Annotated in this window: 13 protein-coding genes and 1 pseudogene; 8 read left to right on the plus strand and 6 right to left on the minus strand. The window is 65.8% G+C overall.

Translation table 11 applies throughout. From position 1 onward, the window contains the following. The coding region (locus RHBS_RS01325; RefSeq protein ID WP_187298321.1) for a DUF998 domain-containing protein at positions 1–472 on the minus strand (472 nt) is incomplete at its 3' end. A 67-nt stretch (positions 473–539) separates the two neighbouring features. Here RHBS_RS01325 and RHBS_RS01330 point away from each other — a divergent pair. Together RHBS_RS01330 and RHBS_RS01335 are read left to right on the plus strand one after the other, a co-directional pair. Further along, positions 540–1103: a TetR/AcrR family transcriptional regulator gene (locus tag RHBS_RS01330; RefSeq protein ID WP_187298322.1), complete on the plus strand. Its 564-nt coding sequence runs from the start codon at positions 540–542 to the stop codon at positions 1101–1103. Further along, positions 1100–2440 (plus strand): AarF/ABC1/UbiB kinase family protein, encoded by a 1341-nt coding sequence (locus tag RHBS_RS01335; protein WP_128644653.1) that lies wholly within the window; start codon positions 1100–1102, stop codon positions 2438–2440. Before RHBS_RS01330 ends, RHBS_RS01335 begins: the two co-directional genes overlap by 4 nt. A gap of 20 nt (positions 2441–2460) precedes the next feature. Here the strand turns inward: RHBS_RS01335 and RHBS_RS01340 are convergent, their stop codons facing one another. Continuing rightward, complete coding sequence (locus RHBS_RS01340) at positions 2461–3438, minus strand: NADPH:quinone oxidoreductase family protein (protein ID WP_128644654.1); 978 nt, start codon at positions 3436–3438, stop codon at positions 2461–2463. A 106-nt stretch (positions 3439–3544) separates the two neighbouring features. Here RHBS_RS01340 and RHBS_RS01345 point away from each other — a divergent pair, with 106 nt between their 5' ends. Together RHBS_RS01345 and RHBS_RS01350 are read left to right on the plus strand one after the other, a co-directional pair. Beyond that, on the plus strand, positions 3545–4231 hold the full coding sequence (locus RHBS_RS01345; protein WP_187298323.1) for a dienelactone hydrolase family protein: 687 nt from the start codon (positions 3545–3547) through the stop codon (positions 4229–4231). After that, positions 4218–5126: an amidohydrolase family protein gene (locus tag RHBS_RS01350; RefSeq protein ID WP_128644656.1), complete on the plus strand. Its 909-nt coding sequence runs from the start codon at positions 4218–4220 to the stop codon at positions 5124–5126. Before RHBS_RS01345 ends, RHBS_RS01350 begins: the two co-directional genes overlap by 14 nt. Here the strand turns inward: RHBS_RS01350 and RHBS_RS01355 are convergent. Both RHBS_RS01355 and RHBS_RS01360 read right to left on the minus strand, forming a co-directional pair. Next, on the minus strand, positions 5123–5980 hold the full coding sequence (locus RHBS_RS01355; protein WP_121871444.1) for a patatin-like phospholipase family protein: 858 nt from the start codon (positions 5978–5980) through the stop codon (positions 5123–5125). The genes RHBS_RS01350 and RHBS_RS01355 overlap by 4 nt on opposite strands. Before the next feature lie 29 nt (positions 5981–6009). Next, a complete protein-coding gene (locus tag RHBS_RS01360; RefSeq protein ID WP_121871445.1) occupies positions 6010–6864 on the minus strand; it encodes an alpha/beta hydrolase in 855 nt (284 codons plus the stop codon). A 168-nt stretch (positions 6865–7032) separates the two neighbouring features. Between RHBS_RS01360 and RHBS_RS01365 the strand changes: the two genes are divergently transcribed. Next, on the plus strand, positions 7033–8217 hold the full coding sequence (locus RHBS_RS01365) for an alkane 1-monooxygenase (protein WP_128644657.1): 1185 nt from the start codon (positions 7033–7035) through the stop codon (positions 8215–8217). Between the two features lie 7 nt (positions 8218–8224). Here RHBS_RS01365 and RHBS_RS01370 read toward each other — a convergent pair. Continuing rightward, positions 8225–9428: pseudogene (locus RHBS_RS01370) on the minus strand (AAA family ATPase). 228 nt (positions 9429–9656) lie between these two features. On the opposite strand from RHBS_RS01370, the gene RHBS_RS01375 reads away from it, so the two are divergent. Continuing rightward, complete coding sequence (locus tag RHBS_RS01375) at positions 9657–10133, plus strand: 2-isopropylmalate synthase (protein WP_128644658.1); 477 nt, start codon at positions 9657–9659, stop codon at positions 10131–10133. A 135-nt stretch (positions 10134–10268) separates the two neighbouring features. On the opposite strand, the gene RHBS_RS01380 is transcribed toward RHBS_RS01375, so the two are convergent. Then, positions 10269–10805 carry a hypothetical protein gene (locus tag RHBS_RS01380; protein ID WP_237668923.1) on the minus strand — a complete coding sequence of 179 codons (537 nt, stop codon included), beginning with the start codon at positions 10803–10805 and terminating at the stop codon, positions 10269–10271. Positions 10806–10920: 115 nt separating this feature from the next. On the opposite strand from RHBS_RS01380, the gene RHBS_RS01385 reads away from it, so the two are divergent. Next, positions 10921–11820: a metal-dependent hydrolase gene (locus RHBS_RS01385; protein WP_128644659.1), complete on the plus strand. Its 900-nt coding sequence runs from the start codon at positions 10921–10923 to the stop codon at positions 11818–11820. 83 nt (positions 11821–11903) lie between these two features. Then, complete coding sequence (locus tag RHBS_RS01390) at positions 11904–12923, plus strand: PDR/VanB family oxidoreductase (RefSeq protein ID WP_237668931.1); 1020 nt, start codon at positions 11904–11906, stop codon at positions 12921–12923. The last annotated feature ends 13 nt before the right edge of the window (positions 12924–12936 follow it).

The raw sequence follows: 12936 nt of genomic DNA on the forward strand, positions 1-12936 counted from the left end.
TCCGGGCCACTCCTGCAGTCGCACTGCCCACGGTGTACCAACGCGGCGCGCCGACGCGGCCGCCGTATCGGCCTGCGGCCAGCAGCACCAGATTGCCGCCGACGATCGCCATACCCGCACCCACCGCATGAGGCGTCGAGGCTCCGTCGACCGACGCATGGGCGAGCCCGACGACGATGCTGCCGACACCGTGCACAACGGAGGTACCGGCCACGATCCACCGCGCGCGGCCCTCGAAGAGCACCGACAGTCCCAGCCCCGCCAGGACGAACAACGTGCCGTCGACGATGAAGCCGGTGTTCATCACCGCGTGCAGCGGTGAGATGTCCGGGATTCCGAGGTCGCTGATGTTGTTGCGGGCGTAGCTGTACGGCCGGTCCGTCCACCCGAGCGCGGCGACGGCCTCGGCGGCCAGATAGGTCACCCCGCCGACGAGAAAGGCTCCAGCTGCCAGGACGGTAGTTCTCTTCACAGCTGCATGACCCATCTCGCTCGACCCCGATACACCCGGCGTGTACCGATTGGTACAGTACCGGCTCATGAGCGATCGCCACGACGTGGTGCCGGTACTCGCAGGGGTGTTCCGCGACCACGGATTCGACGGGTCGACCCTCGCGGTCATCAGCAAACAGACCGGCCTGGGGAAAGGCAGCCTCTACCATTACTTTCCGCGGGGCAAGCAGGAGATGGCCGAGGCCGTCCTCGACGACGTCGAGCAGTGGTTCCACCACAACGTGTTCGAGCCGTTGCGACACGGCACCGATGCCGCGTCGACCACCCACGAGATGTTCGAGCAGACCGCTCGATACTTCCGGTCCAATCGTCTGGTGTGCCTGTTCGGAGCGTTCACGCTCGGTCTCGAACGGGCGGTGTTCTCGGGCCGCGTCGCAGCGCATTTCACCCACTGGATCGACGCACTCACTCCGGTACTGCGCCGTCTGGGTCACGGCGAATCCGCAGCCGAACTGGCCGAGGAGATCGTGGCCGGAATTCAGGGCGCGTTGGTGCTCTCACGTGCCTCCGGCGATGCGACGCGGTTCGATCGACTGTTGGCGCGTCTGGAAGCCTCGGCTGCGCGGGTGCCTGCGGGGGTGCACGTATGACGCCCAAGCCGGCACCCGAGCTGAAGACTTTCGGGGTACGAGAACTGCTGCGGCTCATCGTCATCGGGTCGGTGTTGGCGTACTTCCAATTCGTCGCAATCGGCCGTTGGGTGCGCGCGCCACGGCGCGGGTGGCCGCTGCACGCCTCGGAGGCCGTCGTCGACGCCTTCTTCGTTCTCGGTCCCACCTTCGTCAAGGTCGGCCAGTTGATGGGGTCCTCACCAGGGCTGTTTCCCAAGGTCCTCGCCGACACCTGCCTGCGCTGCCTCGACGAGGTGCCACCGTTCCCCGGGTCGCAGGCGCGAGCGGTGATCGAGGCCGATCTGGGCCGCGGAATCGACGACCTGTTCTCCTCGTTCGACGACGTGCCGCTCTCGTCCGCCTCGGTCGCTCAAGTGCATCTGTGCGTGCGCCGCGACAACGGCCGTGAAGTGGTCATGAAGGTGCAGCGGCGAGGCATCTACCACCGCATGAAGATCGACCTGCGTATCGCGTACCTCATCGCTCGCGGACTCGAGAAGTTCATTCCGTTCTTCGCCACGGCCAACGCGTCGGCGATCATCGTCGACCTGCACGCTGCCACCTTCGCCGAACTCGACAGCGCCGTGGAAGCCAAGCGTCAGGACAGCTTTCGCGCGGCCATCGGCGCGTTCGGCGACAACGCCCACGTCACCGCGCCCGAGGTGTTTCTCGACTACTGCGGCGGGCGCGTCATCTGTATGGAGCGCATGCACGGCTCCCCACTCGACCGCTACGAGCCGGGCGAGCAGTCCGAGTTGATCGTCCGCCGCGCCGCCAAGGTCTGGATGGAAGCGCTTGTGCTGCACGGCCTCTTCCACGGCGACGTGCATGCGGGCAACGTGTGGGTCCTCGACGACGGCAGGGTCGCGTTCCTCGACTTCGGAGTGATGGGCGAGGTGGACGAGCAGTGGCGCGCGCTGCTGCTCGATCTGTTCCACGCCACCGTGATCGACGGCGACTTCACCCGGCTCGCTGGCACGGTCAAGCGTCTGGGAATCGTTGCCCCGCAGATGGGTTCGGATGCCGAGGTCGGCGCGATCCTACAGTCGGTGTTCGCTCCGATGCTCTCGGCAACCCTCGCGCACTTCAGCCTGGCGGACTTCATTCGAGCGCTGGTGAGCATGGGCAAGCAGTACAAGACGTCGAGCCCGGAGGAATTGATCCTGGTGGCCAAGCAGCTCGGCTACTTCGAGCGATACGCCATCGAGCTCGCACCGAACTGGGCGCTCGGGACCGATCCGTTCGTGTTCAAGAACGTCTTCCCTGCAGAGATCGCGGCCCTGGCCGAGGCGAGAGGCGTCGAGCTGCCGGAGTGAACCGGCAGCTCGACCGCAACTCAGCGCGTGAAGTCGAGCACCACTTTGCCTGCGGCAGTACGGTTCTCCAGTGAGGCAATGGCGGTGGCAGCGTCGGCGGCCGGGAACACCGACGGCTCCGGTGCGCTGAGCGATCCGTCGGCGAGGAGCGGTTCGATCTCGGCCCACTGGGTGGCGAGGTAGCCCGGGCGCGTCATCCACCACGCACCCCAGCCGACGCCGACGACGTCGACGTTGTTGAGCAGCAATCGGTTGACCTTGACCGTCGGGATCTCGCCACCGGTGAAGCCCAGCACCAGGATTCGGCCCGACGGCGCGAGCGAGCGGATGCTGTCGGTGAACCGGTCACCGCCCACCGGATCGACGACGACGTCGACGCCACGGCCGCCGGTCAGTTCCTTCACCGCGTCCTTCCACCCGTCGACGAGCACCACGTCGGTGGCTCCGGCGGAACGGGCGATGTCGGCCTTGGCCTCCGAGCTCACCACGGCGATGACGCGAGATGCGCCGAGTACCGGAGCCATTCGCAGCGCGGAGGTTCCGATACCCCCTGCTGCGCCGTGCACCAGGACAGTCTCGCCCGGTGCCAGACGACCGCGTTCCCGGAGGGCGAAGTGCACCGTCAGGTCGTTGAACAACAACCCTGCCCCTGCGGAGAGGGACACCGACTCGGGCAACGCGAACACCGTGTCCGGGGATACGACGGCGACCTCGGCCATACCGTCGCTCAGTCCGGTCAGGGCGGCTACTCGATCACCTGCGGAGAATCCGGACTCCGGCGGTGCCGACCGAACGATGCCGGCGATCTCGCTACCGGGGACGAACGGTAGTTCGGGCTTGTACTGGTAGAGCCCGCGGGTGAGCAACGCGTCGGGAAAGGCAACGCCCGCGGCATGGACCTCGATGACCACCGACCCGTCGCGCGGGGCAGGCTCGTCGATGTCCACCACGCTCACCGAATCGGGTCCGTCGAGGGTGGAGATCTGAACCGCACGCATGAGTTGTCCTCTCGGTCGGGATCGTTCCCTGCACGCCACCGTACAAAACTGCCGAACTCACCGTCGCTACCGGCATGCACTCCTGGTGATGTGCTCCAATCGAGGGATGAACACCACTCCCCTCACCGTCGTTCGGCCCGACGGTGACGCCCGCGGCGGCGTCATCGTCATCCAGGAGGCCTTCGGGGTCACCGACCACATCGTCGACGTCTGCAATCGTGTCGCGGCTGCGGGGTGGGTCGCGGTCGCCCCGCATCTGTTCCACCGGCAGGACAGCGTCACCGTGCTCGACTACTCGGACATGGATTCGGCCATGGCGGCCATCGGGCGATTGAAAGCGGACGAGGTCGACTCCGATGTGGACGCAGCGGCGAGTGCCCTCGCCGAATTGGGCTTCGAGCCCTCGTCGATCGCGATCGTCGGCTTCTGTATGGGCGGCAGTGTGGCGTTCCAGACCGCTGTTCGACGCCCCCCTCGGTGCGGCAGCGACGTTCTACGGCGGCGGAATAACGAAGGGCCGCTTCGGCTATCCCGCGATGGCTCGGTGGGCGACGCTCTCCAGACCCCATGGCACGGCTTCTTCGGGGACCTGGACGAGGGCATCCCGTTCCAGGACGTGGAGACGCTGCGCGAGATCACCGCGACGGCACCGGTGGCCACGGAGATCACGCGCTACGCCCATGGCAAGCACGGATTCCACTGCGACGACCGCCCTGCCGTGTTCGACGCCGACGCTGCCGCCGATGCCTGGGGCAAGGCTCTCGAGTGGTTCGACGCCCATGTCGCACGCTGAGCAACCGCGCACCGACGCCGAACTCGCCGAGGAGACGGAACGGATCGTCGCCTTCTGGACCGATCTGTCGCTGCCCGGCCTGTTCGACGTCCACACGCACTTCATGCCGAAGAACGTGATGGACAAGGTATGGAGCTACTTCGACAGTGCAGGTCCGCTGACCGGCAGCGTCTGGCCCATCTCCTATCGGTTCGCCGAAGACGAACGGCTGCAGGTCATTCGGGGATTCGGAGTACGACAGTTCACGTCGATGATCTACCCGCACAAACCGTCGATGGCGGCCTGGCTCAACTCGTGGGGTGCCGACTTCGCGGCGCGAACCCCCGACTGCCTGCAGACCGCCACCTTCTACCCCGAGGACGGGGCCACCGAGTACGTCGAGCAGGCCTTGACGAACGGTGCCCGAATCTTCAAGTCGCACATCCAGGTCGGCAACTATTCACCGAACGACCCCCTGCTCGACGGCGTCTGGAGCGCGATCTCGGACGCCGAGGTACCCGTGGTGATTCACTGCGGTTCCGGCCCGGCACCCGGCACTCACACCGGACCGGGGCCGATTGCCGAGCTGCTGCAACGGTTCCCGAATCTTCCACTGATCATCGCGCACATGGGCATGCCCGAGTATGTCGAGTTCCTCGACCTGGCCGATCGCTACGAGAACGTTCGACTGGACACCACGATGGCGTTCACCGACTTCTCCGAGGCCGGTGCACCGTTCCCGAAGCACGAGCGGCCGCGACTGCTCGACCTGCAGGATCGCATTCTGTTCGGCAGCGACTTCCCCAACATCCCGTACCCGTATCTGCACGCCCTGCAGGCCGTGAGCCGACTCGATCTGGGCGACGACTGGGTTCGCGCCGTCTGTTGGGGGAACGGCGCTGCACTGTTCGGCTAGGGGGTTCTCTGGACCCAGAACTCGGCGATGCGTTCCGCGATGGCATTGCCCTGTGCTCGTCCGGCCACGGCTGCAGCCGATCGGACCGCGATGTCGGTGGCATCGGGGCCGATGGCGGCCGCCGAATCGGCATCGGGGACAATCACTTCCACCTTGGATCCACCGGCGAGCAGCCGCTCTCGTTCGATCTCGAAGGGATCGTCCTCGAGATCGAGCGCGCCGACCTTGAGCACCAGCACCTTCTCGAAACCGACTGCCAGATCGGCATTTTCGCTTGCACGGATACCGCCGTCGACGTACCGATGATCTCCGATCGTCACCGGTGGCCACATGCCGGGGATGGCGCAGCTCGCGGCCACCGCGTCGACCAGTTGAACGCCCGAGCCACGGTCGAGAACCCGGTGCCGGCCGGTCACCGCGTCGACAGTGACGATCCTCAGATCGCGGTTGGGCCACGAGTGCGTCGGCAACCGTCGTCCGACGATGGCGCGACGCTCGCGTTCGGTGATCGTCGATGCCGCCAGTGCCGCGGTGCCGATGCGTCGGCGGGTGTCCAGTGCACTGCCGTCGGAGTTCTGCGCCGCCCGAGCCAACATGGTGACCAGTTCGTCGATGGTCGCCTCGGCGTGCGGCTCGTCGTCCTGCTTCGCCTCGTCGGCTTGGCGGTCGAAGAACTCGGCCAGCGGAACTCCGCTGGAGATCTGAGCTGCCACCGAGGAGCCGGCCGACGTTCCCAGCAGCATCTCGGCGTCGGTGACGTCGGCTCCGGATTCTGCCAATCCCAGTAGGACACCCGTCTGCCACGCAATACCTGCGACTCCGCCGCCGCCCAATACGAGTGCTCGCCTGGTCATGGTCGTACCCCCTTCTTCGAAAAGATCCGTCAGGAACTTACAGCGCCGGTGTGTACACGTGGGCGCAGCCAGTCGACGAGGTCGTCGAGTACGCGCTCCTTCTCCGGTTCGTTGAACACCTCGTGGAACAGCCCGTCGTACGTTTTCAGGGTCAGGTCGTCCGATCCGGCGAGTTCGGCGATGAGTTCGCTGCCCGAGACATCGGCCAGTCCGTCCGCAGTCCCGTGCTGGAGCAGCACCGGAATCTTCAGCGACGGCAACCGTGCCGGGAAGGTTTCGCCTACGCCGAGCATGGCTGCGGCCAGGCCCGCCGGGACGGTGCCGTGGTAACCCAGCGGATCGGCGACATAGGCGTCGACCACATCTCGATCGCGCGAGACGAGATCGGGGTCGAGCTTCAGCACGGGAATTGCCGGTAGGAAACGTCCGAGGACCTTGCCCACCGCCACCAGGGCTTTCGGCTGTCCCACGCTCGGTGCCACTGCGGGCCCGGACAGCATCAGACCGTCGAGGTCGCCCTGATGGTCGAGTGCGTACGACAGTGCGACGGCACCGCCCATGCTGTGGCCGAGCAGGAAGGTGCGCTGATTCGGATGTTCGGCGGCTGCGATGCCGAACAGCGTGTGTAGGTCGTCGGTGAAGTCGGACCACTTCTCCAGCGACACCCGTTTGCCACCGGATCGCCCGTGTCCGCGGTGGTCTGGCGCGTAGACGACAAAGCTGAGCGAGCCCAGCCGTTCGATGACGTGCCGGTACCGGCCAGCGTGCTCGGCCAGGCCGTGAGCCAGCACAACGATCCCGGTCGGTGTGGTCTCGGGGGTCCAGACGTCGTAGACGATTCGGGTTCCGTGAACTCCGACGAACGCCGACTCGACATGCTTCATCCGGTCACCGTACAAGGGCAGCGTGGCGTCCGACGGCCCATCGGGGAACCTACAAATATTTGCTTGGGTAACTATCCTGGTAGGACGGGCGATGTAGTTGTGACACGCCACTACCGATTTGTCCTCGCACCTCGGGCACGGCACCGACCAGGAGTGAAGAAACCTTCAATGCGTGATGAGTCCGCCACGAGTACGTCGCCGCGGTGGCGCGACCCCAAACGCTACCTCTGGCCGCTGGGATTGATCATTCCCCTTAGCCCGTTCCTGGCCTGGGGGCTGGTATCGCTTCTCGGGCCCGGGGCGTTCTGGACCCTCGGCCTGATGATCATGGGCGTCGCCCTGCCGCTGGTGGACAAATTCGCCGGAGTGGACCGCAGTAATCCCCCGGACGAGGCGATCGCCGCGCTGGAGAACGACAAGTACTACCGCTGGTGCGTCTACCTGTTCCTGCCGCTGCAGTACGCGGGGCTCGTCGCCGCCTGTTATCTGTGGGCGCACGGGCCGTTGGGAGTCCCCGAGCGAATCGGCCTCGCGATCACCGTGGGCATCGTCGGTGGCGTCGGCATCAATGCCGCCCACGAACTCGGTCACAAGCGCGAACTCCGCGAGCGTTGGCTCTCCAAGGTGACGCTGGCGCAGACGCTCTACGGCCACTTCTACGTCGAACACAACCACGGCCACCACCTGCGCGTGGCGACCCCGGAGGACCCGGCGTCGGCCAAATTCGGCGAGTCGTTCTGGAAGTTTCTGCCGCGCACGATCGTGCACGGTCTGCGCTCGGCCTGGGAGCTCGAGTCCCGACGCCTCGCGCGGCAGGGAATGTCGAGGTGGACCCACAAGAATCACCTGTTCAACGCCGGCGCCATGAGCGTGCTGCTGTTCGGGGTACTGATCGCCGTCTTCGGCACGGTGATCGTGCCGTATCTGTTGATTCAGGCAGCCATCGCCATCGTCCTGTACGAGGCGGCCAACTACCTCGAGCACTACGGATTGCTGCGACAGAAGCGATCGAGCGGTCGATACGGCAAGCCGACCCACCGAGACAGTTGGAACAGCGATCACCTGTGGAGCAACCTGTTCCTCTACCACCTGCAACGTCACAGCGACCATCATGCGAATCCGGTGCGCCGGTACCAGGCACTGCGCACCGTCGACGAATCCCCCCAGCTACCGGCCGGCTACGCGGTGATGATCTTCTGCGCGCTGGTTCCGCCGCTGTGGCGCACGGTGATGGATCAGCGTCTGATCGACTTCTACGACGGTGACCCCGACCTCGTCAACGTCGACCGCTCCGACCGACGGGCAGTGCGGAAACTCGAGCAGCTGTGCGCCGAAAGAGCCCGCGCACACTAGGCGTCCGTCAGACCGCCGCAGGTTCGTCGGTCTGCGCCCGCAGGTAACGGCCGAAGTGCGGCACCGTGAAGGCGATGGTGCCGCGCTCGGCCGAGTAGATCAGGCCCTTCTTGATCAGGCCGTCCCGTGCCGGAGACAGTGACGCCGGCTTGCGCCCCAGCTCGGTCGCCACGGCCGAGGTCGGGACCGAGCCGTCGTCCACCGACAGTTCGGCCATCGCGCGCATGTATTCACGCTCGGCCGGCGTCGCGCGTTCGTAGCGAGAACCGAAGAATCCGACGGCCAGTTCCTCTTCTGCCGTCGGGGCGGCGACGCGTACGTCCTCGACGGTGATGGGGGTGTCGGCGGCGAGATCCCAGGTGGCCTTGCCGTACGCCTGCACGAAGTACGGGTAACCGTCGGCGGCCGCGTACAGCGCGTCGAGCGCGTCGGGGGGTGAACTCGACGTCCTCGCGATCGGCCGGGGCGATCAGAGCCAGATCGGCCGCCGCTCGTTCGAGTCGGCCGATCCGGTGATAGCTGAAGAGGCGCTCGGAATAGCTTTTGGACGCCGACAGCACGGCGGGCAGGTGCGGCAGCCCGGCCCCGACGATGATCAGCGGCGCGGTGTCCTGACTGAGCTCGTGGCAGGCCGCGCACAACGCGGAGATGTCGGCGGGCCCCAGATCCTGCATCTCGTCGATGAAGATGGCGATGCCCACGCCCACGTCGCCTGCCAGTGCGGAGGCGTCGAGCAGCAGTTCCACGAGGTCGATCTCGATGTCGCCGGAGTCGGCGCGGCCGGTCTTCGCCGGGACGTCGATGCCGGGTTGCCACCGTTCCCGCATGCCCTTGTCGGCCGTGGAGCGCAGAGCGAAGGCCTTGAGGACGCCGAGGAACTCGTCGACGCGTTCGGGATCTCGATGCGAGGCCGCGATTCCACGGACCGCCATGTGCAGCGCCGACGACAGCGGTCGACGCAGTTCCTGGTCCGGCCGAGCCTCGATCTTGCCGGTGCCCCATCCGCGGGCGATGGCCGCAGATCGGAGTTGGTTGAGCAATACCGTCTTCCCGACGCCTCGCAGCCCGGTGAGAACGACGCTGCGTTCCGGTCGGCCGCGGGTGATGCGTTCGAGCACGACGTCGAAGGCGTCGAGCTGCTTCTTTCGACCTGCGAGCTCGGGTGGGCGCTGGCCGGCGCCGGGAGCGTAGGGGTTACGCACGGGGTCCATGGGGCCAAAGTTACAACCAATCGTGCGATATCTGCGGACATCTAGCACGTGTCCTAGATATCTGAATTCACTCGATACTTGCGCCGCAGCCCACGTCGCCGCTAGATTCGACAACGTGAAGCACATTCTCGTAGTACGCCGCCGTAGCGGGGTCTGATTCGGACCGACCCCTCGCTGCGGGTCGTCGTGCTATCTCGGTCCTCCCTTCACATTCGGAAGACCACTGAAATGAATGCACTTGCTTCTTCTTTCGCCACAGATCCCTTCCACGGCCGTCTCGGTTGCGCTCTGCCGCGCACGATGCGCGACGAGATCACCGAGTCCACCTGGCGCACCATGACGTGGACGGCCTTCACCGACCGCTTCTCGCCCACCACCGGCCCTCTTCGGCTCGGATCGTGGACCGGAACGAGGGCGAGCGCCGGAAAGATCGAATTCGACGCCACCTTCGGCATCGGCGACACGATCATCGCCTGTGCCGCAACGACTTACGGGCCGATCGAGGCATTGACGTCGATGCTCCACGACGCCGGATTCCGCATCGAGATCCTCTCGTTCCACCAGCAGATCGTCGGCGACGAGACCGCCACCTTCGTCCTGACCGAGCACGACGGTCGCCGCGAATGGTCGATGTCCATCGAGGCCGACGCAACCCTGTCGGCCGTCCGGGCCATCATCGCCGGAGCGAACATTCTGCATCGGTAGCCCCGTCCAACGCCGCGAACTCGAAGTTGGGGACGAAAAACAGCCTGAAAGTGTCCATAGCTTCGAGTTCGCCGAGGTCGTCGGTAGCGCTTTCTTCGCCTGTCTTGCATGTATGCAAGACAGGCGAAGACTTCGCTAGGGCATCTCGATCGTCTCGGCTCGGTGGATATCGGCCAGCGCGAGGCGTAGGTAGGTCTCGGCGCGACCGCGGCGCACCGCGAGTAGGTCCGCCACCACCAACAGGGCATGGGCGGGCCGCGGTCTCGACCGCGGCTGCTCATCGACGTCCGTCACACCCAGCGCTCCGGTGAGCACCTCGACGAACCCGGCGATGTCCAGATTCGGCAGCCAGTCCGCGCCTCGCACGGTTCGGCCGAGCACCTCCTGGACGTTCTCGCCGGTCAATCCATCGCTATGTACCTCTTCGAGCAACGTGCGTACCATTTCGGCATGCACGTGACCGGCCTGCACCGAGTCCGAGCGGCCCAGGAGTTCGACGGTGTCGTCGAACGCGATCGGATCCCGCGCCGCCACGGCGGCGAGGGCATCGTTCGTGGCATCGGCGATCTTTCGCACCTCGGCGGGCCATTCGGCAGGCCAGGCGATAGGGACTCGACTCGGGGGAGTCGACGCCGGGGCAGGGGGAATCGACACGGGGGAGGAGTCGGTCATCTTCGCAGTCTCTCATTCACGACCGACACGGTTCCTTTTATATGTAACTGATGTTTATACTTAAGCCCGCACTGTGGCATCGGCCACACATGCGGATGTTGAGGAGGTGGGCTCGATGAACGAACGGAACACCGTCGCGTCGGATCCCGGCGAAGTGATGCTGCAGGCCAGGAACGTGAAGTTCGACTGGACCGATCTGCCGATGCACTGGGTGCCGGGCGATCCGTACACCACGCACGTGCTCAACGTGCTGCACCTGCTGCTGCCCGCCGGCGAGCACTGGTTCGTCGACACGTTCAAGGAAGCCCTGCCGTACATCGACGACGAGAAGCTCCGCGACGACGTCATCGGCTTCATCGGCCAGGAGGCCGTCCACGCCGAGGCCCACACCGGCGTACTCGTACACCTGAAAGCCAACGGACTCGACCCCAAACCCTTCACCGACCAGATGGAATGGGCCTTCGGCAAGGTCCTCGGATCCGATTCGGTGACCAGTCTGCGATCGAAGAACAACCTGGTCGAGCGACTGGCTCTGATCGCGGCAATCGAGCACGTGACGGCATTTCTCGGCGACTGGGTGCTCAACGCCGACGGTCTCGACCGCGCGGGCATCCATCCCACCATGCTCGATCTGCTGCGCTGGCACGGTGCCGAAGAGGTCGAGCACCGCTCGGTCGCCTACGACACCCTTCGATACTTCGACAAGCGCGAGGTCCGTCGCCTGCGCACGTTCGTGGTGGTCGTGCCGTTGATGGCGTACATCTGGATGCGCGGGATCATCTTCCTGATGAAGAACGACCCGGAGCTGGCGACCGCGCCCAAGTCCGTGCGCAAGCCTCGGTCGGCTCTGTGGCGGAAGTCGGTGAAACGCGGCACCCTGCCCGCGCTGACGCACGTCGGTCGCAGTATGTCCCGGTACCTGAAGAATTCGTACCACCCCAGCCAGGAAGGCTCCACCGCACAGGCAGTCCGGTACCTCGCGTCCTCGCCTGCCGCGCAGGCTGCGGCACGGTGAAGCTCAACTCACGACGCGTCCCGCGGCTGCTTCCCAAGGATGCGCCGCCGGACCTGCGCGGACGAGCACGTCCCGATCGCTCGATGCAGCTGCTCGGTACGTTCCTCAACGGGTACATGCAGGCGGCGGCCGGTGCGGAGTACAACGATGCCGTCGCAGGCCACAATCCCGATTCCGCGCTGAAGTTGGTCGTCACCGAACGCGAGATCATCGCCGAGGACAACGATGTCGCCGCCCTCACCCTCGCGTCGCCGACGGGGGATCGGCTGCCGATCTGGCATCCGGGCTGCCATCTCGATCTGCACCTGCCCTCGGGCCGCCGCCGACAGTATTCGCTGTGCGGCAACCCGTCCGATCGCAGCTCGTACCGGATCGCGGTGCGCCGAATCCCTACCGGAGCAGGTGGATCCATGGAGATGCACGGGCTCGAGCCAGGCACCGAGGTGACCGTCCGTGGTCCCCGCAACGGATTTCCGTTCGTCGGTGAGGGCAGCGCCCTGTTCATCGCGGGTGGTATCGGCATCACTCCCATCATCGCGATGGTCCGCGCCGCACGGATTCTCGGCATGGACTGGCAGTTCGTGTACTGCGGTCGATCCCGCGAGACGATGCCCTTCCTCGAGGAGATCGAGAGCTGGGAGTCGGACCACGTGTTCGTCCGCACCGACGACGTGTACGGCTACCCGACCGAGGGCGAACTGCTCGAGCGCGCGCCGGCCGGCGGTGCCGTCTATTGCTGTGGTCCCACCCCCATGCTCGACGCCGTCCGCCGCGACTTTCGCGAGTGTCCCTCCACCGCACTGCATTTCGAGCGCTTTGGTCCACCGCCGATTCTCGACGGCACGCCGTTCGAGGTGCAGCTGATCAGCACGGGCGCTGTGCTCGACGTCGCCGCCGACGCCTCCGTGCTGACGGCGGTCAAGCAGCAGAAACCCAACATCGCGTACTCGTGCCAGCAGGGTTTCTGTGGCACCTGCAAGGTTCGCGTGCTGTCGGGCGAGCCCGAGCACCTCGAAACACGGTTGACGCCGGAGGAGCAACGCGATCACATGCTCATCTGCGTCTCCCGCGCACGCAGCGCACGCCTCGTACTCGATCTATAGAACGGAAAACCTG

It is taken from the genome of Rhodococcus sp. BS-15, assembly GCF_000813105.1.
In the GTDB taxonomy this organism is placed as follows: domain Bacteria; phylum Actinomycetota; class Actinomycetes; order Mycobacteriales; family Mycobacteriaceae; genus Rhodococcoides.

Coding starts and splice junctions, on each gene's coding strand:
- RHBS_RS01330 (WP_187298322.1), top strand. CDS start 540: ATGAGCGATCGCCACGACGTGGTGCCGGTACTCGCAGGGGTGTTCCGC.
- RHBS_RS01335 (WP_128644653.1), top strand. CDS start 1,100: ATGACGCCCAAGCCGGCACCCGAGCTGAAGACTTTCGGGGTACGAGAA.
- RHBS_RS01340 (WP_128644654.1), bottom strand. CDS start 3,438: ATGCGTGCGGTTCAGATCTCCACCCTCGACGGACCCGATTCGGTGAGC.
- RHBS_RS01345 (WP_187298323.1), top strand. CDS start 3,545: ATGAACACCACTCCCCTCACCGTCGTTCGGCCCGACGGTGACGCCCGC.
- RHBS_RS01350 (WP_128644656.1), top strand. CDS start 4,218: ATGTCGCACGCTGAGCAACCGCGCACCGACGCCGAACTCGCCGAGGAG.
- RHBS_RS01355 (WP_121871444.1), bottom strand. CDS start 5,980: ATGACCAGGCGAGCACTCGTATTGGGCGGCGGCGGAGTCGCAGGTATT.
- RHBS_RS01360 (WP_121871445.1), bottom strand. CDS start 6,864: ATGAAGCATGTCGAGTCGGCGTTCGTCGGAGTTCACGGAACCCGAATC.
- RHBS_RS01365 (WP_128644657.1), top strand. CDS start 7,033: ATGCGTGATGAGTCCGCCACGAGTACGTCGCCGCGGTGGCGCGACCCC.
- RHBS_RS01375 (WP_128644658.1), top strand. CDS start 9,657: ATGAATGCACTTGCTTCTTCTTTCGCCACAGATCCCTTCCACGGCCGT.
- RHBS_RS01380 (WP_237668923.1), bottom strand. CDS start 10,805: ATGACCGACTCCTCCCCCGTGTCGATTCCCCCTGCCCCGGCGTCGACT.
- RHBS_RS01385 (WP_128644659.1), top strand. CDS start 10,921: ATGAACGAACGGAACACCGTCGCGTCGGATCCCGGCGAAGTGATGCTG.
- RHBS_RS01390 (WP_237668931.1), top strand. CDS start 11,904: ATGCAGCTGCTCGGTACGTTCCTCAACGGGTACATGCAGGCGGCGGCC.